Origin of the sequence: Curtobacterium poinsettiae (assembly GCF_047226435.1) — a bacterium.
Lineage (GTDB): Bacteria > Actinomycetota > Actinomycetes > Actinomycetales > Microbacteriaceae > Curtobacterium > Curtobacterium poinsettiae.
Genome location: NZ_CP178434.1, coordinates 1,094,356 through 1,117,944, shown reverse-complemented (window position 1 = coordinate 1,117,944; position 23,589 = coordinate 1,094,356). Strand labels below are relative to the sequence as shown.

Below are 23,589 nucleotides of genomic sequence, written 5' to 3'. Positions count from 1 at the left end.
CGTGTCGAACACGTGTTCGAAACGCGTCAGGTCACCAGCCGACGGCCGCCCCCACTGCACCGAGCACCGACCGCGTCTTCGTCTCGACCTCGTCCGCCTCGTCCGCTGCCACCGAGGACCACGTCACCGCTCCCCCGGCTCCCAGCGTCCGGGAACACACCGCCCCCGACGCGTCGAGCACGGTCACGAGGCTACGGATCGCCACCGACAGGTCGACCGCCCCGCTCGCCGAGAAGTACCCGATCGCGCCGGAGTACACCCCGCGCGGAGCCCCCTCGAGCCGGTCCGCGATCGCCGTGGCGCTGCGCTTCGGCGCACCCGTCATCGACCCCGGTGGGAACGCCGCGTGCACCACGTCGGCCCGTGACGCCCCCGGCGGCAGCACCGCCCCGATCGTCGACACCAGCTGGTGCACGCTGGCGTACGTCTCGACCTCGCACAACCGCTCGACGTGCACCGACCCGGGCACCGCCGTCCGCAGCAGGTCGTTCCGCAGCAGGTCGACGATCATCACGTTCTCGGCGCGGTCCTTCGGGCTCGTCGCCAGGTCGTCCCGCGCAGCCGCGTCCGCCGCCGCGTCGGCGAGTCGCCGTCGGGTGCCCTTGATCGGCTCCGCGAGCACCGCTCCGGCCGCGTCGATCCGCAGGAACCGTTCCGGCGACCGGCTCGCCACGCGCAGCGGGCCGAGCCGCAGGTACGCGCCGAACGGCACGGGGTCCGACGCCCGCATCCGCAGGTACTCGTCCAGGTGCGGGTCCGTACCGGGGCCGCCACGGGCCTCCTGGCCGACCGCGAAGGCGGTGGTGAGGCAGACCTGGAACGCGTTCCCCTCGCGGATCTCCGCACGGCACACGTCGACCGCTTGCTCGTAGGCGGCGCGCGACACGCGTCCGGTCGCCGCGGACACCCCGGCCGGGAGGCCCGTGGCCGCGTCGCCGACGTCGGCCGACGGCATGCGGGCGGTCACGTCTTCGAGCCACGCACGGTTGTGCGCACTGGCCTCCGGTTCGGCGTCGGCGACGAGCACCAGCGCCCACGCGTCACCGGTGTGGTCGACGACGAGGGCACGGTCGACGAACCGCAGGTCAGCGTCGGCGTGCCCGTCGGCGGTGCGGTCCGGGCCGTCGGACTCGCGGCCGAGCTCGTACCCGAGGAACCCGACCCACCCGAGCGCGAACCCGCACCCGTCGACCGGCTCGGGCAGACGGGGCGTGCGGCCGAGCAGGTCCGCGAGCACCGCGAAGGCCGGACGGCCCTCGGAACGAACCCGCCCGAACCACCCCTCGGCCGGCGCGGCGACCGTCAGGTGCGCACGGCGCTCCTGGTGTCGGAACCGAGCGGCGAACGGCCCGTCCGTCCAGGCCAGCACGGACCAGCGCGCCCGGGGCCGGGCCGTGGCGGGGGCACCGTCCGGCAGCCCGGAGTCGAGCCACACCAGGTCCCCCGAGACCCGCGCCGCCAGGGCCGCCAGGTCGGGGACGGGGTCGAGTCGGCGGACCTCGACGCGGACGCCGGGGTCGGGGTCGGTCAGACCGCGGCGATCGTCCATGCGGCGGCGTGCGAGGCACCGGGGGCGAGCACCACGAGGCCGCGGTCCTCGCCGTCGTTGAAGGCGTCGGGCGCGCACGTCATCGGCTCGACGGCGAGACCCGCGCGGTGGTACTCGGGCACGACGTGGTCAGCGGTGTGCACCTGGGCCCATCCGCACTCCGGCCCGAAGGTCGCACGGACCCCGTGACCGTCCGCCGCCGTGACGGCGATCGTGGCGAGTCCGCCGGCGTCGCGGTCGAACCCGGTGAAGGCGTGGTCGATGAACCGGTCGCCGATCAGCGTGGGCGTGCGCAGGTCGAACTCGTCGTGGACGGGGACCAGGTCGGTCGGGATGAGCCGGTCCGGCGTCACCTCGAGCACCTGGGCGGCGGGGAGCGTCAGGGTCCAGTCGTCGACGGTGCCGGCACCCGCCACGAGGTACGGGTGCGGGCCGGTGCCCCACGGCGCGGCCTGGGCCCCGGTGTTCGTCCCGGTGATCGTCGTGTGCAGCCCCTCGGCGTCGAGCCGGTACTCCACGGTGACCTCGACGCGGTACGGGTAGCCTTCCTGCGCCTGCACGGTCGTGGCGAGCACGACCCGGTCGTCCGCCTGCTCCTGCACCCGGAAGTCGGTCCACGCGACGAGTCCGTGCAGGGCGTGGTGCCGTGCCGGCTCGGTGAGGGCCAGCTCGTGGTCGACGCCGCCGAAGGAGTACTCGCCGTCGACGATCCGGTTCGGCCACGGAGCCAGGACGGCGCCGCGGAAGACCGGACGGACCTGGTCGGCGTCGAACGGCACGACCAGGTCACGACCCTCGTGCCGCAGCGTCCGCAGCGTCGCTCCGACCGTGGCGATGTCGGCCGTGTAGCCGGCGGAGGCGATCGTCAGTGGGGACCCGGACAGCGGCGCGTCGTTGCTCATGCGCTCAGCGTATCGGGCCACCGGGTGGCGATCGGCGCACGAGAAAACCCCCGCCGTTCCGAGGAACGACGGGGGTTTCGGGTGGATCTGAGGGGACTCGAACCCCTGACCCCCTGCATGCCATGCAGGTGCGCTACCAGCTGCGCCACAGACCCAGATCGTGTTGCTTCTGCACCAACCGGTTCCCCGGAGGCACCATAGAAGCGTACACCATGCGAACGCCGGGCAACGAAATCGAAGCCGCCACCCGGGCGCGTCGCTGATCAGGCGGTGTGGTCCACCGGGAGCTCGAGCGGGATGGTCGGGCAGTCGGCCCAGAGACGCTCGAGCGAGTAGTACTGGCGGTCTTCGTCGTGGAAGACGTGCACGATGACGTCGCCGAAGTCGATGAGGACCCAGCGGCCCTCGGCACGCCCTTCGCGGCGGAGCGTCTTGGCACCGAGCTCGAGGAGGCGTTCCTCGACGGCATCGGCGATGGACTGCACGTTGCGCTCGTTCCGACCGGTTGCGAGCAGGAACACGTCCGTGAGCTGCAACGGCCCGGTCACGTCGAGAGCGACGAGGTCCTCGGCCTGCTTGGCGTCAGCCGCGAGTGCTGCGGCCTGCGCGAGTTCCAGTGCGCGAGTGGAGGCGGTCACGGATTCCTTCCGGTCGTCGAACCGACGGACAGCCGGTTCGCTTGATGGGTCACGATCATAAGCCACCCCGCCGACAGCGGCCAGGCCGGGGTCGGCGGGGTGGTGGAGAACGGTCGTCGGGGACGGCAGGGGTCAGCCGCCGAACGCGTGGGTGGTGACGAGGGCGACGACGATGACCGCCGCTGCGGCGATGCCGACCGAGCCGAGCGCGACACCGAGGATGAGCGGCGTGCGCGACTCCTTCGGCTTGGCGGCGGCGAGCACGACCTGACGGGTCGAGGTGTGACTGGACACCGCACGGCTCGCCCGCACCGGACTGGCGTCGGTCTCGGGCTGCTCGTCCTGCTGCTCGAGCAGGCGGTCGACCTCGGCCCCGTCGATCGGACGGTGCGACCCGGTCGACGACAGCGACGCCGGCAGGTCGATCGATCCGGTGAGGATCACCTCGCCCGTCGCGTTGAGGGCACCCGTCGGGTCGGCCAGGGCCGAGTTCGGCAGGATGATCGCGTTGGTGTTCGTCACGGCGACGCGGCGGGTGCCGGTCTCGGCGTCGTGCACCTCGGAGTCGTTCGAGTCGTGCGCCTGCTGCGACCAGTGGCCGGCGGGCGGCGCGAAGGCCGTGGTCACCGGCTTCGGCTCGGTGGGCCGCTGGAACGCGGCGGGGGCCTTCGGGGCCTCGGTCACGGCGCCGGGCAGCGGGACCTCGTTCGTGTCGTCGTCCTCGGCGTCGAGCGAGAGCGGGAACACCGCGGGGGTCCCTGCTGCGGCGTTCGTCGGGATCGGGACGGGCGTGACGGCGGGCCGCGACCCGGGCGCGGTGTCGGCCGACCCGGCCGGAGCGTCGGCGGGCGTCTCGTCGGCCTGGGCATCGTCGGTCGCGTCGTCCGCCGGGGCGTCGAGGACCGACGCCTCGGGTGCGGTGGCGTCCGAGTCGGTGGCGTCCGATTCGGTGCCGTCCGAGTGGGTGCCGTCCGAGTCGGCGTCGGCGGGCGGCGACCACGTCGAGCGGTGGCGGCGGGGCTCCTCGGCATGCGCAGCGGCCTCGTCGAGGGCCTCGATCGCGTCCGGGGACCCGTCGGCCTCGGTGGCTTGCGCGACCGCGGCCTGGTCGAGGACCGTCGGCGCAGCGGACTGCTCGTCGCGCTCTGCCTCGGCATCCGGAGTGCTCTGCTGCGCCGCGGCGGGGTCGATCGTGTCGACCGAGCCGATGACGTCCTCGACGGTGCGGTCGGAGGACTGCGGCGTGGGGTTCTGCAGCGGGACCGGCAGGACCGCCTGGCGCTCGGCGGCGCGGAGCTGCCGGATCTGTCGACGGGTGAGTCCACCGCTGCCGGGGACGATCTCGGTCGCGGACGCCGGCGGGAACGGCGGCACACCGGCCGCGGGCGCCGACACCGGGACGGACGGCGCGGAGCCCGGAGCATCCTGCGCCGAACCCGGCGTGGACGACTGGGCAGGGCCGCCTGGTGCGGGGGCGACGTGCGATCCGGGGCGACGACGGGACTCGGGGGTCTCGGCCGCGGGCGTGGCGACGGTCGGGGGCGGCGTCGCGGGCTGCGAACCGGCCGCGGCGGCACGCTCCCGCTCGCGCGCCTGGCGCCGCGACAGGGGCGGCTGCGCGTCGGACGAACTCATGCAACGCTCCGATACAGATGGTGCTTGGAGATGTACTGGACGACACCGTCGGGAACCAAGTACCAGACGGGGGAACCCCGTCGAACCCGGTCACGGCAATCCGTCGACGATATGGCCAGTGCAGGGACCTCGAGCAAGCTTACGTCCCGCTCGGGCAATCCGGTGATGCTCAAGGCGTGTCCCGGACGCGTCACGGCGACGAAGTGTGCCAGGTCCCAGAGTCCATCATGGTCTTTCCAGTCGACGATCTGCTGAACGGCGTCTGCGCCCGAGATGAAGACGAGCTGGGCATCCGGTCGTTGTTCGTGCAGGTCCTGCAGCGTGTCGACGGTGTACGTCGGCCCCGGACGGTCGATGTCCACGCGGCTGACGGTGAACATCGGGTTCGACGCGGTGGCGATGACGGTCATCAGGTACCGGTGCTCGGCGTCGGTGACGTCGGACTTCATGTACGGCTGCCCGGTGGGGACGAAGACGACCTCGTCGAGGTCGAACGCCCGCGCCACCTCGGACGCCGCGACCAGGTGCCCGTGGTGGATGGGGTCGAACGTGCCACCCATCACGCCGATGCGTGGCCGTCCGGTGGTCTCGAGCATCGAGTGGTCGGTCAGATCTTGGTGTGACCGAACTCGTCGACACCCGACTCGTTGTGGCGGGTGGCCTCGAACTTCTGGGAGTGACGGTACGCCACGTCGCGGAAGCTCCAGGTCACGAAGCCGAGGAAGATGAAGAAGAGGGCGCCGACCATGGGGAACACGAACGCGGGCGCCCCGGAGGCGTGCTCAGCAGCTTCTGCGAGGAGGGTCATCGTTCGTGCTCCGTTCGGTCGGGGAAAGACGCCGTTCAGTCTAGCCGCGGATCTGCCCGGAGCCGCGCACGATCCACTTCGTGCTCGTGAGCTCCGGCAGCCCCATCGGACCGCGCGCGTGCAGCTTCTGCGTCGAGATGCCGACCTCGGCCCCGAAGCCGAACGCACCGCCGTCGGTGAACCGAGTGGAGGCGTTCACCATCACCACCGCCGAGTCGACGCTCGCCAGGAACCGCTCGGCGGTGTCGACGTCGTTCGTGACGATCGACTCCGTGTGGTGCGTGGACCACCGGGCGATGTGCGCCATCGCCGCGTCGACGTCGGGCACGACGCGGATCGACAGGTCGAGGTCCATCGACTCGGTCGCCCAGTCGGCGTCGGTGGCTCGGAGCACCCCGGGCACGATCGCCCGGGTGGCGTCGTCGCCGCGCAGCGTGACGCCGGATGCCCGCAGCCGGTCCGCCAGCACCGGCAGGAGTCGCTCGGCCGCCGCCTCGTGCACCAGCAGGGTCTCGAGGGCGTTGCACACGCTCGGTCGCTGCACCTTGCTGTTCAGCACGATGTCGACCGCACGCTGCTCCGGCGCGGACGCGTCGAGGAACACGTGCACGACGCCTGCCCCGGTCTCGATGACGGGCACCTGCGACTCGGTGACGACGGTCTGGATGAGCGCGGCGCTCCCCCGTGGGATCAGCACGTCGACCAGCCCGCGGGCGCGCATGAGCTCGGTGGCGCCGGCGCGGCCGAACTCGTCGATGGTCTGCACCAGGTCGCGGGGCAGTCCGACCGACTCGACCGCGTCCTGGATCCGGGCGACGAGCACGGCGTTCGTGTGCTGGGCCGCCGATCCACCGCGGAGCACGACGGCGTTGCCCGACTTGAGTGCGAGCGAAGCGATGTCGACGGTGACGTTCGGGCGTGCCTCGTAGATGGCCCCGACGACACCGAACGGCACACGCACCTGGGTGAGCTGGAGCCCGTTCGGCAGCTGCGACCCGCGCACGTGCTCCCCCACGGGGTCGGTGAGCCCGACGACGTGCTCGACCGCGGCAGCCAGGGCCTCGATCCGGACCCGGTCGAGCCGCAGCCGGTCGAGCAGCCCCGACGACAGGCCGCCGTCCTCACCCGCGACGAGGTCGTCGTGGTTGGCGCGGACGATCTCGTCCGTCGCTGCACGCACCGCCGAGGCGATCGCCGCGAGGGCCGCGTCCTTGACCGCGGTCGTGGCGGTCGCGAGCGCCGACGAGGCGGCGCGTGCCGCCACGAGCTTGTCGGTCAGGGTCGGGGCGGGCGCGATCGACGACATGGACCGATTGTAGGTCCGCCACCCGGGTCGTGACGGGCGTGCCGGATGCTCGCCGCGCCTCCAGGCCCGGTCCGCCGTTCCTGTCGGTCACGACACGTCGTCCCCGCTCGCCGAGCGGTCGCAGACCGTCGCCCAGCGGTGACCGCAACGACGGTTCCCGACCACACGCCGGTGACCCGACGGGGAGTCGTGACCGCCCGGAGGCCCGCCACCGGTCCCGACACCCGCACCGGCCCTCCAGGCGGTCGCGTCCACCCCGTCGACTGCCTGGACCCGCAGGTCACGACACGTCGCGTCACGCCCGCCGAGCGGTCGCAGACCGTCGCTCCGCGACGCCCGCGCCGACGGTCCCCGACCAGTCGGCGCCGTCCCGACGGGGAGCCGTGACCGCCTGGAGGCCCGCCACCGGTCCCGGGACCCGCACCGGCCCTCCAGGCGGTCGCGTCCACCCCGCCGACCGGTCACGACACGTCGTCCCCCGCCCTCCGAGTGGTCACAGAACGTCGCCCAGCGGCGACCGAAGCGACGATTCCCGACCACGCACCGGTGACCCGACAGAGAGTCGTGACCACCTGGAGGCCCGCCACCGGTCCCGACACCCGCACCGGCCCTCCAGGCGGTCGCGTCCACGCCGTCGACTGCCTGGACCCGCCGGTCACAACACGTCGCGTCACGCCCGCCGAGCGGTCGCAGACCGTCGCTCCGCGACGCCCGCGCCGAAGGTACCCGACCACTCGACGACATCACAACGGGGAGTCGTGACCAGTCCCTGCCAGTCGCGCGGCCCGGCCCGGCCTCAGGGGCGCGGCGCGGCGTGGAACCAGGTGCCGACGTGTTCGCCCGCCAGGGCGCGGTCCACCAGCGCCGTGTCGGTCACGAGCACCGCGGTGCCCGCCTCGGCCGCGAGCCGCGCAGCGGCGACCTTGGTCCCCGCTCCCCCGGTACCGACGCCGGCCGTGCCGATCGACCCGAAGGTGACCCCGGCCAGCTCGTCGCCGAACGGCACCTCGTCGATGCGGGTCGCACCGGGCTGCTCCGGGGGTGCCGTGTAGAGCGCCTCGACGTCGGAGAGCAGCACCAGGGCATCGGCACCGAGCAGCCGAGCCACCAGGGCCGCGAGCCGGTCGTTGTCGCCGAAGCGGATCTCGTGGGTGGCGACGGTGTCGTTCTCGTTCACGATCGGCAGCACTCGCAGCGCGAGCAACCGGTCGATGGCGCGCTGGGCGTTCACCCGGTGCGTGGGGTTCTGCAGGTCGCCCGCCGTGAGCAGGATCTGCGCCGCGACGACACCGTGCCGGTCGAGTTCCTTCTGGTACCGGAACATCAGGACGTTCTGCCCGGTGGCCGCCGCCGCCTGCTGCGTGGCGAGGTCGTCCGGCCGCCCCTGGAGCCCGAGGAACGGGAACCCGGTCGCGATCGCACCGGACGACACGAGCACCACCTCGGTGCCCCGCCCGTAGGCCGCCGCCAGGGCGTCCACCAGCGGGCCGATCTGCCCGGCGGCGTCACCGCTGACCGACGACGAGCCGACCTTGACCACGATCCGCCGCGCACGCGGGATGTCCTCGCGCCGGGTGACGGGTCCGAGGTCGGTGCGGGCGGTCGTGTCGGTCATGCCGCGGTCAGTCCTTCTGGTCGCTGGTCTCGACCTGGTCGCCGTCGAACTGGTCGCCGGTGCCGAGCTGGTCACTGGTCACGACGTCGTCGTCCACCCAGAGCCCGGAGACGCGCTCCTGCTCGAGCTCGGCACGGGCGGCGGCCTTGGCGTCCATCCGCTCGAAGTACTCCTCGCGCCGCTCGTTGCGGGTCGGACGCGAGGTCGCACCGATGCGGGCGTCGGTGCCACGGGCACTCGTGATGAGCTCCGCGGTCGATGTGAGCGTGGGCTCCCAGTCGAACACCATGCCGCCGTCGCCACCGATGACGACCGTCGACCCGGCGACGGCTCCGGCCTTGAACAGACCGTCCTCGACGCCGAGCTTCGCGAGCCGGTCGGCCAGGTAGCCGATCGCCTCTTCGTTGGTGAAGTCGGTCTGCTGGACCCAGCGCTCCGGCTTGGCGCCGCGGACACGGTAGAAGCGGTGCTCCTCGCCGCCCTCGGCGCGCACGGTGAAGGGCTTCTCGTTGACCGAGCGGGGGCGCAGGACGATGCGCTCCGGCACCGGCTCGGCCGCACGGGCGGCGCGGGCCTGCTCGACCACGTCCGCCAGGGCGAACGTCAGCTCGCGGAGGCCCTTGCGGGACGCCGTGGAGATCGGGAATACGCGGTAGCCGCGGCCCTCGAGCTCGGCGGTGACGAACTCGGCGAGTTCCTGCGCCTCGGGCACGTCGATCTTGTTCAGGGCGATGAGCTGCGGGCGCTCGAGCAGCGGCACCTGGCCCTCGGGGACCGGGTAGCGCTCGAGTTCGCCGAGGATGACGTCGAGGTCGCTGATCGGGTCGCGGCCCGGGTCGAGCGTGGCGCAGTCGATGACGTGGAGCAGCGCCTCGCACCGCTCGACGTGCCGCAGGAACTCCAGGCCGAGGCCTTTGCCCTCGGACGCGCCCTCGATCAGACCGGGGACGTCGGCGACGGTGAAGCGGGTGTCGCCGGATTCGACGACGCCCAGGTTCGGGGTGAGGGTGGTGAACGGGTAGTCCGCGATCTTCGGCTTGGCGGCCGAGACCGCCGCGATCAGCGAGGACTTGCCGGCGCTCGGGAACCCGACGAGGGCGACGTCGGCGATGGTCTTCAGCTCGAGGCTGATGTCCCCCGCCCAGCCCTCGGTGCCGAGCAGCGCGAAGCCGGGGGCCTTGCGCTTGGTGGTGGAGAGCGCCGCGTTGCCGAGGCCACCCTGCCCACCGGGGGCCACGACGACGCGCATGCCGGGCTCGGTGAGGTCGGCGATCACTTCGCCGGATTCGTCGTACACCACGGTGCCGACGGGCATCGGGAGCTCGAGGACCTCGCCGCTGACACCGCTGCGGTGGTCGCCCATGCCGGGCTGGCCGTTCTTCGACGAGCGGTGCGGGGAACGGTGGTAGCCGAGCAGCGTCGTCACCTGCGGGTCAGCCACGAGCACGATGTCGCCGCCGTCACCGCCGTTGCCGCCGTCGGGCCCGGCCAGGGGCTTGAACTTCTCACGGCGGACCGACACGCAGCCGTTGCCGCCGTGCCCCGCGCTGAGGTGCAGGGTCACGCGGTCGACGAAGGTCGCCATGGGTCCACTCCAGGTGTTTCGTTGTGCCGACGGGATCGTCGGCGGGAAAAGCGAAGGAGGGGCGGGCACTCGGCCCGCCCCTCCAGCTGCAGTCGTTCGAACGACTACGCGTTGACGATGTTGATGACCTTGCGGCCACCCTTGGTGCCGAACTCGACCGAACCGGACGAGAGGGCGAACAGCGTGTCGTCGCCACCACGGCCGACGTTGGCGCCGGGGTGGAAGTGGGTGCCGCGCTGGCGGACGATGATCTCGCCGGCGTTGACGACCTCGCCACCGAAGCGCTTCACGCCGAGGCGCTGTGCGTTCGAGTCACGACCGTTGCGAGTGGAACTCGCACCCTTCTTGTGTGCCATGAGTTGACTCCCTTACGCGATCTTGGTGATCTTGACGCGGGTCAGCTCAGCGCGGAAACCCTGGCGCTTCTTGTACCCGGTCTTGTTCTTGAACTTCTGGATGATGACCTTGGGACCACGGAGGTCGTCGAGCACCTCGGCGGTGACGGTCACGTTCGCGAGCTCGGAAGCCGCCGACGTGATCTTGTCACCGTCCACGAGGAGCACGGGGGCGAGGTCGATGTTGCCCTTGTCGTCCGCCTTGGCACGGTCGATGGTCAGGATGGTGCCGACCTCGACCTTCTCCTGACGGCCGCCGGCGCGCACTACTGCGTAAACCACGTGGAAATCCTTACGTAACTCTGCTTGAGGGAAGTCTCGGGTGCCCACTTCTGCACGAGCGGCTCCCGGAAGGCCGGGCCCGATCGGCGACGCAGGCAGAACGGCCCGCTGACACCAGGGACCGAGAATACTCGATCACCCTGGGTCCGGTCAAACGGCGACACCCGTACGATTGCACGGTGACCGTGTTGATCGACCCACCGACGTGGCCCGCCCACGACACACTGTGGTCGCACCTCGTCAGTGATGAATCCTACGCGGAACTCCACGCGTTCGCTGCGCGGGCCGGCGTGCCGCCCCGCGCGTTCGACCACGACCACTACGACGTCCCGCTCTCGCGGTACGACGAACTGGTGGCCGCCGGCGCCTCGGCCGTCACCGGTCGCGAGCTCGTGCTGCGGTTGATCCGCAGTGGGCTGCGCGTGGCGCAGCGGGACAAGCGCGGCCTCTGAGCGCCCGCCAGGAGGCGCGGTGCGGGTCTGCCCGGCCCCGCACCTCGCACGGTGCGCAGCCGGCTCACAGGGCCCGCGAGCGGGCTCAGCGGGGCGCTGGGCCGCCCCAGGGGTTCGCCGGGGGCTGCTGCTGGTCGGAGCGCGGTCCGGCGCCGTACTGCCCGCCGTACTGGCCGTGCGGGTCGGGCTGGACGCGTCCCTGCCCGTAGGGTGCGGGCGGCTGCTGCTGTGGCTGCTGCTGGATCGTCGACGGTGGGACCGCGTCGGCGGGTCGGACAGTGCCCGGCCTGCCCGGGGTCGTCGACGAGCCAGGGCCGCGGCGCGGGCGACCGAGCCAGAGCCAGGCGGCCGTGGCGGTCGCCAGGAGCATCACGGTGAACGGCAGCCCGTTCTGCAGCGGACGCGTGAGCACGTCGATGACGAGCTTGGAGCCGCCGGCGCTCGCCGCGCCGAAGGACCCGGTGAAGACGCCGACCAGCATCAGGGCCACCGTGCCCGCGGCGCCGGCGAGCACGACGCGGAGCAGGAGCCTCGGCAGCGGGCTGCGGCGGTCGATCGGCGTCAGGAAGGCCAGGGCCAGGAACGCCCCGGCGTAGTACGGGAACGGCGCCACGAACACATTGGTCGTGAAGCTGCCGAGCAGGCTCGTCCCCGCGCCGTAGTGCTGGAACGGGCTGACCACGAGCGAGGTGCCGAGCAGACCGAAGAGCCCGGACACGAACTCGACGAGCACCAGGGCGACGACCGCGATGAGCGCCCCGGCCGTGTTCGTCACCGAGGCACCGGGCGCGAAGGCCCGCCGCGGGTCGGCAGGGGCACGGGGCGGTCGCGGCGGGGCGTACGGCGCACCGGCACCGGGCTGGCGACCGTACTGCGGCACCGGACCACGCGGCTGCTGCCCACCCGGCTGCTGACCACCCGGGCCGGGCGGTGCGGGCTGGGACCAGCCCGCACCGTAGTACCCACGCTGCTGCTGCGGGTCGCCCGGGTTCGTCACGTCAGCTCCCCAGGATCACAGCGCCGTCGGAGCCGTCGGCGTCGTCGGCCGGCTCCTCCGTCGGCGTGGCCGGAGCGCTGATGCTCGGCGACGAGACCCGGCGGGAACGCGAGCGCCCCTGTCCGGGCTGCTTCGGCTCAGGGAGCGCCTGGAGCACCGAGTCGAGCAGGGACTCGGCGTCCGGGGCGACCGCGCGGGGCTCGCGCTTGGGCGCTGCGGCGATCGGGATGTCCAGGATCGCCACCGAGTTGTCGGTCGGGGTCACCGTGGCACTCGAGCTCACGCGACGACGGGCCGGGGCCTTCGCCTTCGGTGCGCTCGCGACCTCGGGCTCGGTGACGGACGGCGCGGCGGCCTTCGGGGCGCTGCCCTTCGTCGCACTGGCCTTCGGCGCGCGCGCCTCGGGTTCGACGACGGGCTCGGCGGCGGGTGCCTCCGGTGCCTCGGTGGCCTCGGTGGTCTCCGGGGCGAGCGCGGTCTGCTGCTCTCCCCCGCGCCCACCACGGCCCCGACGACGGCGCTTCGAACCGGTGGGCTGCTCGCCGCCCGCACTGTCCGTGCTGGTCGATGCGTCCGCCGAGGACGGCGCCTCGGCTTCGGTCGCGGCGGCCGCGGCCTCCTGCTCGTCGTGCGACAGGGTCGAGGCGGCGATCCGGGACAGCGCGTTCTTCACGTCGTCGGTGATCTGGTGCGCCTGGCTCGACCCACCGTTCGACGACGACCCCGACGAACCGGAGTTCCCGGTGCCGTTGCCGCCGTTGCCGGAGCGGCCGTTCTCGTTGCCGTTCCCGCCACGACCCTTGCGACGGCCCTTGCTCGGACCCGGGTCGGCGTTGTTGTCGTTGATCTTGGCGTTGACCTCGTCGAGCGACTCGCGCAGACCGACACCGATCTTCTTGCGGGTCATCTGCACCAGGCCGAGCGAGGTGATCTCAGCGACCTGGTGCTTCGTGCGGTCGCGGCTCAGGCACTCGACCAGACGGCGGAGCACGAGGTCGCGGTTCTCCTCGAGCACCATGTCGATGAAGTCGACGACGATGATGCCGCCGATGTCACGCAGGCGCAGCTGCCGGACGATCTCCTCAGCGGCCTCGAGGTTGTTCTTCGTGACCGTCTCTTCGAGGTTGCCGCCGGAACCGACGAATTTGCCGGTGTTGACGTCGACGACCGTCATGGCCTCGGTGCGGTCGATGACGAGCGAACCACCGGAGGGCAGCCAGACCTTGCGGTCGAGCGCCTTGTCGATCTGCTCGTTGAGGCGGAACTCCTCGAAGGAGTCGGGGCCGTCGTAGCGGACGACGCGGTCCTTCAGGTCCGGGGCGACGGCCGTCAGGTACTCGTCGATGGTGCCGCCGGCGGCCTCGCCGTCGATGATCAGCTTCGTGAAGTCCTCGTTGAAGACGTCGCGGACGATCTTGATGAGCAGGTCGGGCTCCGAGTGCAGCATCACCGGGGCCTGGCCACCGGCGACCTTCTTCTGGATGGCCTCCCACTGGCTGGTCAGGCGCTGCACGTCGCGGGTGAGCTGCTCCTCGGTCGCTCCCTCGGCAGCGGTGCGCACGATGACGCCCGCGTGCTCCGGCAGGACCTCCTTCAGGATCTTCTTCAGGCGGGCACGCTCGGTGTCCGGCAGCTTGCGCGAGATCCCGTTCATCGAGCCGTTCGGCACGTAGACCAGGTAGCGACCGGGCAGCGAGACCTGGCTGGTCAGACGGGCGCCCTTGTGGCCGACCGGGTCCTTCGTGACCTGCACCAGGACCTTGTCGCCCGGCTTGAGGGCTGCCTCGATGCGGCGACCGTGGCTGGTGTCGACCGAGTTCCAGTCGACCTCGCCGGCGTAGAGCACGGCGTTCCGGCCACGGCCGATGTCGACGAACGCGGCCTCCATCGAGGGCAGGACGTTCTGCACCTTGCCGAGGTAGACGTTGCCGATGAGCGACACGTTCTCGGACTTGGTGATGTAGTGCTCGGCGAGGATGCCGTCCTCGAGCACGCCGATCTCGATCGTCGACGAGCTGGAGCGGACGATCATCTGGCGGTCGACGCTCTCGCGGCGCGCGAGGAACTCGTCCTCGCTGACCACCTGGCGGCGGCGTCCGGCGTCGCGACCGTCGCGACGACGCTGCTTCTTCGCCTCGAGACGGGTCGAACCCTTGATGCGCTGCGGCTCGGTGATGAGCTCCGGCTCACGACGGCGCGGCTCCTGGTGGTCGCGCGGCTCGCGGGCCTCGCGGTCGGCGCTCGAGCCACGGCGACGCGAGCGACGGCGGGAACCGCCCTGGTCGTCGCGGTCGTCACGGTCGCGGTCGAAGCGGTCTTCGCGGTCGTAGCGGTCGTCCTCGTCGCGGTCGCGGTCACGATCGCGGTCGCGCTCGAACCGGGGCGCGCGCTGCGGCAGGTCCGGCAGCACCGGGGCGTGGAAGATCAGGCTGAGCGTGCTCGTGGCCTTCGGCACGAACGGCTCGTCGGCTGGTGCCGCGTCGTCGCTCGCCTCGGCCGTGGGCGCGGCCTCGGTCGGACGGGAGGCGCGGTCCGCGTCCGCCCCGTCGGTCACGGTGCCCGACTGGTCGCCCGTCACGACCGGCAGGTCACCGGTCAGCGTGCTCACGTCGTGCGGCTCGGCACCGCTGTCGGCGACGGCCTCGACCGCGACGGAGACCGCCCCGGTGTCGGTCGGCTCCGCCGGCGAAGCCGGGGAATCGGGCGAGTCCGGCGAGTCCGGCGAGTCCGGCGAGTCCGGCGAGCCGGGCGACGCGACGCTGGCCGCGGGACGGGCGTCAGCGCCGCCCGTCAGCGCGAGCGTCTCGTCGGCGTGGGGTGCCTGATCGGCTACCCCACGGGCCTCCTGGCCGGACGACCGGGCGCGGCGACCGCCGAACAGGCGGCTCCGGCGCTTCGGCGCGTTCTCGTCGTTGGTCGTGTTGTCGTTGTTCTGCTCCACCATGGACTGGTGCACTCCTCGGCCCCACTCGCACCCTTTCGGGTGGCGGGAATTCTGTGTCGTGGCGGGCGGCGTCGACGCCCCCGCGCTCGCTGTCTCGTGACCGGTCCGCGTCAACTTCTCGTTGCGTCCGCGCCCGTTCCGGTCCGGGCACCCGGCCCGGGTCGGCTCGTCGTCGGAGTGACGCTGCCCGACCACAGTGCGCTCTCACCGCACCTGATCGTCCGAGGTCTGCCCGGTGGGGCGTCGCTCGGAAAGCTCTCTTCGGTGTGCGGTTGGCCGCACGACCTCCAGGCATTATCGCATGCCACACCCGGAAAGCACCGGAACCCGCGTGCGATGATGACCGCGTGACCGCGTCTGCACCTGCCCCCCGTCGTCCGATCGCGATGGCGGTCTTCCTGCTCGTCACCGGGCTCGTCGGCCTGTACGCAGCGTTCCGGCTCGTCCTCGACGAGTTCGCGAAGTACGAGAACCCCAAGGCCGTCCTGAGCTGTGACGTCAATCCGTTCATCAACTGCTCCGACGTGATGGCCAGCTGGCAGGGCCACCTGTTCGGGTTCCCGAACCCGCTGCTCGGCGTCATGGGGTTCGTCGCCCCGATCGCCGTCGCGGTGCTGATGCTGGCCGGGTTCCGGAACGGCTCGCGCTGGTTCTGGATCGCGTTCAACGCCGGCGTGTTCCTGGCGTGGGTGTTCGTGACCTGGCTGTTCACGCAGACCGTCTTCGTCATCGGCGCCCTGTGCCCGTGGTGCATGCTCGTCTGGTCGATGACGATCCCGATGTTCTGGGTCTTCACGATCTGGAACATGGCGCAGGGACGCTTCGGCGCCGGAGCACAGCGCGTCGGGCGCACGCTCCTGCCCTTCTGCTGGACGTTCCCGCTGGCCAACTACCTGGTCATCATCGTCACGATCATCATCATGTTCCCGGCGGTCCTGACCGTCTTCTGAGCCGTCCGGACTGCCTCTACGCTCGGGATCGATGAGCGAGCAGGAGACCAGCAGGGCGCGTCGGGACGCCGTACGGGAACGCGCGCGGGCGACACGGGCGAAGGAGCAGTCGCGCCGCCGTCGCCTCCGCACGCTGGGCATCAGCGGAGCCGTCATCGGTGGGCTCGCGGTCGTCGCGGTGGTCGTCGTCCTGGTGGCGGGATCGGTGCAGCCCGCGGGTCCCGGCCCACGCAACGCGGCGAGCGACGGTGTCCTGCTGACCGGTGTGCACGGCAGGATCGTGCCCGTCGAGACGCGCGCGGTCCCCGCCGGCGGGACGCCGACACCGACCGACCAGGACGGCTCGAAGACCGCCATCGTGGTCTACGCGGACTACATGTGCCCGTACTGCAACCAGTTCGAGACGGCCCAGATGCCCCAGATCCGGCAGTGGGTCGAGGACGGGACCGCCACCCTCGAGCTGCACCCGCTCGGGCTGCTCGACCGGCTGTCGCTCGGCTCGCGGTACTCCACCCGCTCTGCGGCGGCTGCTGCCTGCGTCGCCGACCACGACCCGGACGCGTTCCTGGCCTACAACGCGTCGCTCTCCGGGCACCAGCCGTCCGAGAACACCCGCGGGCTGACCAACGACGAGTTGGCGTCCCTCGCCCGCGGAGCCGGGGCGAGGGCCCCCGAGGTCGCCTCGTGCATCACCGGGCAGCGCTTCGCCGGGTGGGTCGCCGACGCCACGAACCGGGCGGTGCAGGACCCGGTGCCGAACTCGACGCTCGACGGGATCACGAGCACGCCCACGATCCTCGTCGACGGCGAGCAGTACGACCCGGACGGCTCGACGTCCCTCGCTGACCCCGAGGCGTTCGCGTCGTTCGTCCGGCGGCACGACCGCGCGTCCTAGCCCGAGGAGCAACGTGGAACGGCCCCCGCTTCCCATCGGGAGCGGGGGCCGTTCGTCGTGCCGAGGTGTTACTTCGCCGCGGCGTCGATCGCGGTGATGACCGTGCTCAGGTCGTCGAGGCGCTTGCCGTCGACCACGACCGTCGGCGTGCCGAACCCCTGCGGACCCGCGAGTGCCTCGTTCGAGGTGACGGCCTGCGTCGACTTCGTCACCCAGCCCTTGAACCGCTCGGTCGACAGGCACTGGGACAGGTCCGAACCCGTCGCGCCGCCCGCCTTGACGAGCTTCGCGATCTCGGAGTTGGTCAGGCCCTTCGTGCCCTCGGCCGGCTGGTTGTCGAAGAACTGCGTCTGCACGTCGAGGAACTTGTCCGGGTCGTAGTTCGCCACGCACATGGCGGCGTTCGCAGCACGGCTGGCGTACCGGGAACCCGGGTAGCTGCGGTCGAGGATCGACACCGGCTGGATCGCCAGCGTCGCGTCGCCCGACTTCACCTTGTCGAGGATCTGATCGGCGTAGGCGCCCTCGAACTGCTTGCAGACGGGGCAGGCCCAGTCGACGTACTCGGTGACCGCGACGGCACCGTCACTGTTCGCCGTGGGGGCCGGCGATGCCGAACCCGTCGCGGCCACGGCCGGCGTGGTCACGGGGGTGACCTTGCCGTCCTTGCCGGTGAACTGGATCGCGCCGGTGGCCATGTTCTTCGGCCCGGCGGCGGACAGCACCGGTGCGTTGTTCACGTTCACCACGACGATGGTGATGATCGCGGCGATCGCCACGATGCCCAGGCCGATGCCGCCCTGCAGGAACCACTTGTTGCGGCGCTTGCGGCGCTTCTCGGCGTCGGCACGCTGGCGTGCGACCTCGCGCGCGTGCTGACGCCGCTCGTTCTTGGTGGGTCGGTCGTTGTTCGTCATGTCGTCCCCGCCGCTCAGGCGAACCAGAGCGCGAGCTCGCGCGCGGCCGACTCGGGGCTGTCCGAACCGTGGACCAGGTTCTGCTGCACCTTGAGGCCCCAGTCACGGCCCAGGTCACCACGGATGGTGCCGGGCGCAGCCGACGTGGGGTCGGTGGTGCCGGCGAGCGAGCGGAAGCCCGCGATCGCACCGTTGCCGGCGACGCGCACGGCGACGACCGGACCAGACTGCATGAACTCGACGAGCGGCTCGAAGAACGGCTTGCCCTGGTGCTCCTCGTAGTGTGCGTCGAGCAGGTCGCGCGGCGCCGTGAGCATCTTCAGGTCGACGAGCTCGTAGCCCTTCGCCTCGATCCGGCGGAGGATCTCACCGGTGAGCTGGCGGGCCACACCGTCGGGCTTGACGAGGACGAGGGTCTCTTCGAAGTCGGACACGCAGTACTCCCTGTGTTCGGGGTCGAATGTGGTGGTCAGTCCTCGCCCATGGCCGCTCGGCGCGCGGCGTTCTGACGGTCCAGCTGACCGCCCTTGACGAAGCAGAAGACCCACAGCGCCAGGAACACCACGGCGACCGCGAACATGAACGGTTCGATGAACCCGGTGGCGAGGATGGCCGCCTGCAGCAGCCACCCGAACCATACACCGGCCCGCTTGCCCGTCAGACGTGAGGCAGCTGCGAGGACGATGATCGCGCCGACGCCGCCGCCGAAGGCCGCTGCGGGCGGCAGCGTGCCCTTGCCGAACACGACGAGCATGGGGAAGAAGAACATGATCGCCTCGAGCACGAGCGTGATCGAGAGCAGGCTCTCCTGCGCTCCGCGTTCGCGGCGCGGCTTCCGGGTGCGCGGTGCGCGGCCCGGCCGGGAGGCCCCTGGTGCGTCCGTCACTTCGTCTCGCCTTCGCGGTGCACGAGGTCCATGACCGCGCCCACCATCACGATGGAGCCCGCGACGAGCACGAGGGCGTCCTCGGCGTCCGCCTCGTCGGCCAGGTCGCGTGCCTGCTGCAGGGCGGACGCCAGGGACGGCTCGACGACGACGCGGTCCGCGCCGATCTCGTCCACGACCACCTTGGCGAAGGCATCGGCGTCGAGCCCACGCTCCCCCGGCGGCTGCGTGACCACGAAGGTGGCGACGGTGTCCTTGAGCGCGCGGACGAACCCGCGGGCGTCCTTGTCGCCGAGGATCCCGACGACGCCGACGACGTGCTCCGACGGGAACGCGACCGGCAGTGCCTCGGCCAGGGCCTTCGCACCGTGCGGGTTGTGCGCGGCGTCGACGACGACGGTCGGGTCCGTGGCGATCGGCTGCAGTCGACCGGGGCTGGTCGTGCCGGCGATGCCCTCGGACAGGACGTCCTCGTCGAGGGCCTGGGCCCCACGGCCGAGGAACGACTCGACCGCCGCGATCGCCACGGCGGCGTTCTCGGCCTGGTGCCGGCCGAACAGCGGCAGGAACAGGTCGTCGTAGCGACCGGCGATGCCCTGCACGGTGATGAGCTGTCCGCCCACGGCCGGGGTGACGTCGACGACGCTGAACCCTCCCTGCAAGCTCGGACTGCCCGCCGCTCCGCGACGGTCAGTGACCGGCTCGAAGGGGCCCGTGCCCTCGACGGCCAGGGTGGACTCGGTGAGCTCGGCGGCGCGCTCGAGTTCGGCGAGGGCCTCGGGGACCTGCCGGCTCGACACCACGGCGGACGACGGCTTGACGATGCCCGACTTCGTGCGGGCGATCTCGGCGACGGTGGCGCCGAGCTGCTTCGCGTGGTCGATGGCGATCGGCGTGAACACCGACACCTGGCTCTGCACGACGTTGGTGGAGTCCCACTCGCCGCCCATGCCGACCTCGATCACGGCGACGTCCACCGGCGCCTCGGCGAAGCACGCCAGGGCGAGCACGGTGAGCGCCTCGAAGAAGGTCAGCGGGAGTTCGCCCTTGTCGGCGAGCTCCCGGTCGGTGATCTCGAGCACCGGGGCGATGTCGTCCCAGTTCGAGGTGAACCGGTCCGCTGCGATCGGCTGGCCGTCGATCACGATGCGCTCCCGGATGGACACCAGGTGCGGGCTCGTCATCAGGCCGGTGCGCAGACCGTGGGCACGGACGATGCTCTCGATGGTGCGGCTGGTGGACGTCTTGCCGTTCGTCCCGGTCACGTGGATCACCGGGTACGCCAGGTGCGGGTCGCCGAGCAGCTCGACGGCACGCCGCGTTGCGGTCAGCCGTCGCTCGGGGGCCTGTTCACCGATCCGGGCGTACAGGGCGGCCTCGACACGGCGGACCTCGTCGTCGTCATCCCCGTAGGGCACGGCGTCGGCAGGGCCGTCACCGGCCGGGCCGACCGGGATCCGGATGCCGTCTTCGTCGCGGCCGTCGAACTCGTCGTGTCCGACGAACTCCTCGTTCGCCTCGTGGTCGTCGTACTGGTCGTCGTCGCTCATGCGCGTGCCACCTCCACGGAAACCTTCGCACCGTCACCGACGTCGGTGGTGGTGTCACTCGCCCCGAGGGGCACGATCTCGACGCTCGTCGCCAGGGTCTCACCGGCGATGAGCTCCTGGTGCGCGCGGACCGCGCCGTCGGCGGTGTCGTCCACCCGCAGGGTCAGGGCGATGCGGTCGCTGACGTCGAGGTCGGCGTCGCGGCGGGCCTGCTGGACGGCGCGGACGACGTCGCGGGCGAGCCCCTCGGCCTCGAGCTCGGGCGTGGTCACGGTGTCGAGCACCACGAAGCCACCCTCGTCGAGGAACGCCACGGCCACCGAGGTGTCGGCGACGGTGAGGTCGAGCGAGTACTCGCCCTCGATCAGGTCGATGCCGCCGACGGTCACGCCGGAGTCGGTGGCGGTCCAGTCGCCCTTCTTGGCGGCCGGGATGACCTGCTGCACCTGCTTGCCGATGCGGGGGCCGGCGACGCGGGCGTTCACGGTGAGCTTCCGCTCGATGCCGTACTGCGCCAGGGACTCCTCGGCCTGCGCCTCGAGCGCCACGCGCTTGACGTTGAGCTCGTCACGCAGGATGTCGGCGAACGGTTCGACCGCAGCCGGGTCCGGCACCACCAGGGTCAGCGTGGCGAGGGGCAGGCGGACGCGCTTGCCCGTGGCCTTGCGGAGCGCCAGGCCCTTCGAGGCGACGTCGCGCACGCGGTCCATCGCATCGACCAGGGCGTCGTCGGCGGGGAACTCGTCGGGGTCCGGGAAGTCCGTCAGGTGGACGCTGCGCCCGCCGGTCAGGCCCTTCCAGATCTCCTCGGTGACGAGCGGCGCGAGCGGGGCGGCGACCCGGGTCAGGGTCTCGAGCACGGTGTACAGCGTGTCGAACGCCGCACGGGTCTCGGCGCCGGCGGCCGCGTCGGCCCCGGTCCAGAACTTGTCGCGCGAGCGACGGACGTACCAGTTCGTGAGCACGTCGGCGAAGTCGCGGACGGCCTGGGCCGCCAGCGGGGTGTCAAGCGCGTCGAGGTGCGCGGTGACGTCGGTGACGAGCACCCGGGTCTTCGCGAGCAGGTACCGGTCGAGCACGTCGGTGCTCGCGGTGCTCCGGGTTGCCTGGTAGCCCGACTCCCCGGAGGCGTTCGCGTACAGGGTGAAGAAGTAGTACGTCGACCACAGCGGCAGCATGAACTCGCGGACGCCCTGCCGGATCCCCTCTTCGGTGACGACGAGGTTGCCGCCGCGGATCACCGACGAGGACATCAGGAACCAGCGCATGGCGTCGGCGCCGTCGCGGTCGAAGACCTCGGAGACGTCCGGGTAGTTCCGGAGCGACTTCGACATCTTCTGGCCGTCCGAGCCGAGGACGATGCCGTGGCTGATGACGTTCTGGAAGGCGGGTCGGTCGAACAGCGCAGTGGAGAGCACGTGCATGACGTAGAACCAGCCGCGCGTCTGCCCGATGTACTCGACGATGAAGTCGGCCGGGCTGTGCGACTCGAACCACTCACGGTTCTCGAACGGGTAGTGCACCTGGGCGTACGGCATCGACCCGGAGTCGAACCACACGTCGAACACGTCGGTGATCCGGCGCATCGTCGAGGTGCCCGTGGGGTCGTCGGGGTTCGGCCGCGTCAGGTCGTCGATGAACGGGCGGTGCAGGTCGACTTCGCCCTCGGCGTTCACCGGCAGGCGACCGAAGTCGCGCTCGATGTCGGCGAGCGAGCCGTACACGTCGGTGCGCGGGTACTCGGGGTCGTCGGACTGCCACACCGGGATCGGCGTGCCGAAGTAGCGGTTGCGCGAGACCGACCAGTCGATGGCGTTGCCGACCCACTTGCCGAACTGGCCGTCCTTGACGTTGTCCGGCACCCAGTTGATGTCCTGGTTGAGCTGGCCCATGCGGTCGCGGAGCTCGGTGACGCGGACGAACCACGACGAGACGGCCTTGTAGATGAGGGGCTTCCGGCACCGCCAGCAGTGCGGGTAGCTGTGCTCGTAGGACGCCTGGCGGAGCAGTCGCCCGGCGTCGCGGACGGCCTTGGTCAGCGGCTTGTTCGCGTCCGACCAGAGCATGCCGGCGACCTCGCCGAACTGCGACGTGAAGACGCCGCCCTCGTCGAGGGACAGCACGACGGGGATGCCGGCGGCGGCGCAGACCTCTTGGTCGTCGGCACCGTAGGCCGGTGCCTGGTGCACGATGCCGGTGCCCTCACCGGTCTCGACGTACTCGGCGACCAGGATGCGCCACGCGTTCTCGTAGCCCTCGGCATCGGCCAGGTGGTCGAACAGCCGCTCGTACTCGACGCCGTCGAGCTCGGCGCCCGTCAGCGTGCGCGCGACGGCGGCGAGCGCCTCGTCACCCGAGGCGTAGCCGAGCTCCTTCGCGTGCGCGGCCACGGTGTCGGACGCGAGCAGGTAGGAGACGGAACCGGCGTCGGCACCGTCAGCCGCGCCTCCAGGCCCTGCCGGGACGACCGCGTAGGCGATCTCCGGGCCGACCGCGAGGGCGGCGTTCGTCGGCAGGGTCCAGGGGGTCGTCGTCCAGGCGAGCGCCCGCACACCGTTCAGGTCGAGCGCGGCAGCGCGGTCGCCGTGCAGCGGGAACGAGACCGTGACGGACTGGTCCTGGCGCATCTTGTAGACGTCGTCGTCCATGCGCAGCTCGTGGTTGGACAGCGGCGTCTGGTCGTTCCAGCAGTACGGCAGGACCCGGAAGCCCTCGTACGCCAGGCCCTTGTCCCAGAGCTGCTTCCACGCCCAGAGCACGCTCTCCATGAAGGTGACGTCGAGGGTCTTGTAGTCGTCCTCGAAGTCGACCCAGCGCGCCTGGCGGGTGACGTACTCCTGCCACTCGTCGGTGTACTGCAGCACCGACTTCTTGGCGGCGGCGTTGAAGACGTCGATGCCCATGGCGTCGATCTCGTGCTTCTCGGTGATGCCGAGCTGGCGCATCGCCTCGAGCTCGGCGGGCAGGCCGTGGGTGTCCCAGCCGAAGCGGCGGTGCACCTGCTTGCCGCGCATGGTCTGGTAGCGCGGGAAGACGTCCTTGGCGTACCCGGTCAGCAGGTGCCCGTAGTGCGGCAGGCCGTTGGCGAAGGGCGGGCCGTCGTAGAAGGTCCACTCCGGGCAGCCCTGGCGCGCGTCGATGGACGCCTGGAACGTGTCGTCGCGCTTCCAGAAGGCGAGGATGCCCCGCTCGACGGCGGGGAAGCTCGGCGAGGGGACGACACCATCGGCATCGGCGTTCAACGGGTACGGCACCGGGACTCCTTGTGGGTTCGCTCGATCTC

The 23,589-nt window shown here is 71.5% G+C and carries 21 protein-coding genes and 1 tRNA gene; 3 read left to right on the top strand and 19 right to left on the bottom strand.

Annotated features, from left to right (window positions below):
- Positions 1-31: 31 nt before the first annotated feature.
- From ACL00U_RS05260 to rplU, 12 genes are all read right to left on the bottom strand, one after another.
- Positions 32-1,549: an anthranilate synthase component I family protein gene (locus ACL00U_RS05260; RefSeq protein WP_412873905.1), complete on the bottom strand. Its 1,518-nt coding sequence runs from the start codon at positions 1,547-1,549 to the stop codon at positions 32-34.
- Positions 1,528-2,451, bottom strand: coding sequence for an aldose 1-epimerase family protein (locus ACL00U_RS05255; protein WP_071252312.1), 924 nt, complete (start codon positions 2,449-2,451; stop codon positions 1,528-1,530). Before ACL00U_RS05255 ends, ACL00U_RS05260 begins: the two co-directional genes overlap by 22 nt.
- An 82-nt stretch (positions 2,452-2,533) precedes the next feature.
- Positions 2,534-2,606, bottom strand: a tRNA-Ala gene (locus ACL00U_RS05250).
- A 108-nt stretch (positions 2,607-2,714) separates the two neighbouring features.
- Positions 2,715-3,089: a ribosome silencing factor gene (rsfS, locus tag ACL00U_RS05245; RefSeq protein ID WP_017885969.1), complete on the bottom strand. Its 375-nt coding sequence runs from the start codon at positions 3,087-3,089 to the stop codon at positions 2,715-2,717.
- 132 nt (positions 3,090-3,221) lie between these two features.
- Positions 3,222-4,724, bottom strand: coding sequence for a hypothetical protein (locus tag ACL00U_RS05240; protein ID WP_259552103.1), 1,503 nt, complete (start codon positions 4,722-4,724; stop codon positions 3,222-3,224).
- Complete coding sequence (gene nadD / locus ACL00U_RS05235; protein WP_082046874.1) at positions 4,721-5,320, bottom strand: nicotinate-nucleotide adenylyltransferase; 600 nt, start codon at positions 5,318-5,320, stop codon at positions 4,721-4,723. The genes ACL00U_RS05240 and nadD overlap by 4 nt, the downstream gene beginning before the upstream one ends.
- Positions 5,321-5,331: 11 nt before the next feature.
- A complete protein-coding gene (locus ACL00U_RS05230; protein WP_017885971.1) occupies positions 5,332-5,532 on the bottom strand; it encodes a hypothetical protein in 201 nt (66 codons plus the stop codon).
- 40 nt (positions 5,533-5,572) lie between these two features.
- Positions 5,573-6,838, bottom strand: a complete 1,266-nt coding sequence (locus tag ACL00U_RS05225) for a glutamate-5-semialdehyde dehydrogenase (protein ID WP_140449220.1) — start codon at positions 6,836-6,838, stop codon at positions 5,573-5,575.
- 796 nt (positions 6,839-7,634) lie between these two features.
- Positions 7,635-8,453 carry a glutamate 5-kinase gene (gene proB / locus ACL00U_RS05220; protein WP_082046875.1) on the bottom strand — a complete coding sequence of 273 codons (819 nt, stop codon included), beginning with the start codon at positions 8,451-8,453 and terminating at the stop codon, positions 7,635-7,637.
- A 7-nt stretch (positions 8,454-8,460) separates the two neighbouring features.
- The gene (gene obgE, locus ACL00U_RS05215; protein ID WP_017885975.1) at positions 8,461-10,038 is read right to left on the bottom strand and encodes a GTPase ObgE; all 1,578 of its coding nucleotides are present in this window, start codon (positions 10,036-10,038) and stop codon (positions 8,461-8,463) included.
- A 104-nt stretch (positions 10,039-10,142) separates the two neighbouring features.
- Positions 10,143-10,394 carry a 50S ribosomal protein L27 gene (gene rpmA / locus ACL00U_RS05210; RefSeq protein ID WP_017885976.1) on the bottom strand — a complete coding sequence of 84 codons (252 nt, stop codon included), beginning with the start codon at positions 10,392-10,394 and terminating at the stop codon, positions 10,143-10,145.
- A 12-nt stretch (positions 10,395-10,406) separates the two neighbouring features.
- Complete coding sequence (rplU, locus tag ACL00U_RS05205; protein ID WP_027464715.1) at positions 10,407-10,715, bottom strand: 50S ribosomal protein L21; 309 nt, start codon at positions 10,713-10,715, stop codon at positions 10,407-10,409.
- A gap of 179 nt (positions 10,716-10,894) precedes the next feature.
- Here rplU and ACL00U_RS05200 point away from each other — a divergent pair, with 179 nt between their 5' ends.
- Positions 10,895-11,167 carry a DUF4031 domain-containing protein gene (locus ACL00U_RS05200; protein ID WP_017885978.1) on the top strand — a complete coding sequence of 91 codons (273 nt, stop codon included), beginning with the start codon at positions 10,895-10,897 and terminating at the stop codon, positions 11,165-11,167.
- Positions 11,168-11,252: 85 nt separating this feature from the next.
- Here the strand turns inward: ACL00U_RS05200 and ACL00U_RS05195 are convergent, their stop codons facing one another.
- Positions 11,253-12,164, bottom strand: a complete 912-nt coding sequence (locus ACL00U_RS05195; RefSeq protein WP_412873904.1) for a hypothetical protein — start codon at positions 12,162-12,164, stop codon at positions 11,253-11,255.
- A 1-nt stretch (position 12,165) separates the two neighbouring features.
- The gene (locus tag ACL00U_RS05190; RefSeq protein WP_412873903.1) at positions 12,166-15,108 is read right to left on the bottom strand and encodes an Rne/Rng family ribonuclease; all 2,943 of its coding nucleotides are present in this window, start codon (positions 15,106-15,108) and stop codon (positions 12,166-12,168) included.
- Positions 15,109-15,455: 347 nt separating this feature from the next.
- Between ACL00U_RS05190 and ACL00U_RS05185 the strand changes: the two genes are divergently transcribed.
- Both ACL00U_RS05185 and ACL00U_RS05180 read left to right on the top strand, forming a co-directional pair.
- Positions 15,456-16,058: a vitamin K epoxide reductase family protein gene (locus ACL00U_RS05185; protein ID WP_042538492.1), complete on the top strand. Its 603-nt coding sequence runs from the start codon at positions 15,456-15,458 to the stop codon at positions 16,056-16,058.
- 31 nt (positions 16,059-16,089) lie between these two features.
- Positions 16,090-16,953: a DsbA family protein gene (locus ACL00U_RS05180; protein WP_042538493.1), complete on the top strand. Its 864-nt coding sequence runs from the start codon at positions 16,090-16,092 to the stop codon at positions 16,951-16,953.
- Between the two features lie 68 nt (positions 16,954-17,021).
- On the opposite strand, the gene ACL00U_RS05175 is transcribed toward ACL00U_RS05180, so the two are convergent.
- Genes ACL00U_RS05175 through ileS form a run of 5 tightly spaced genes read right to left on the bottom strand, consistent with a single transcriptional unit; the run spans position 17,022 to position 23,560 of the window.
- Positions 17,022-17,870: a DsbA family protein gene (locus ACL00U_RS05175; RefSeq protein ID WP_017885983.1), complete on the bottom strand. Its 849-nt coding sequence runs from the start codon at positions 17,868-17,870 to the stop codon at positions 17,022-17,024.
- Between the two features lie 14 nt (positions 17,871-17,884).
- Entirely contained in the window at positions 17,885-18,304 is a 420-nt protein-coding gene (gene ndk / locus ACL00U_RS05170) for a nucleoside-diphosphate kinase (protein ID WP_017885984.1), read from the bottom strand.
- A 35-nt stretch (positions 18,305-18,339) separates the two neighbouring features.
- Positions 18,340-18,756, bottom strand: coding sequence for a DUF4233 domain-containing protein (locus ACL00U_RS05165; RefSeq protein WP_017885985.1), 417 nt, complete (start codon positions 18,754-18,756; stop codon positions 18,340-18,342).
- Positions 18,753-20,306, bottom strand: a complete 1,554-nt coding sequence (locus ACL00U_RS05160; RefSeq protein ID WP_412873902.1) for a bifunctional folylpolyglutamate synthase/dihydrofolate synthase — start codon at positions 20,304-20,306, stop codon at positions 18,753-18,755. Before ACL00U_RS05160 ends, ACL00U_RS05165 begins: the two co-directional genes overlap by 4 nt.
- The gene (gene ileS, locus ACL00U_RS05155; protein WP_412873901.1) at positions 20,303-23,560 is read right to left on the bottom strand and encodes an isoleucine--tRNA ligase; all 3,258 of its coding nucleotides are present in this window, start codon (positions 23,558-23,560) and stop codon (positions 20,303-20,305) included. Before ileS ends, ACL00U_RS05160 begins: the two co-directional genes overlap by 4 nt.
- Positions 23,561-23,589 lie beyond the last annotated feature (29 nt).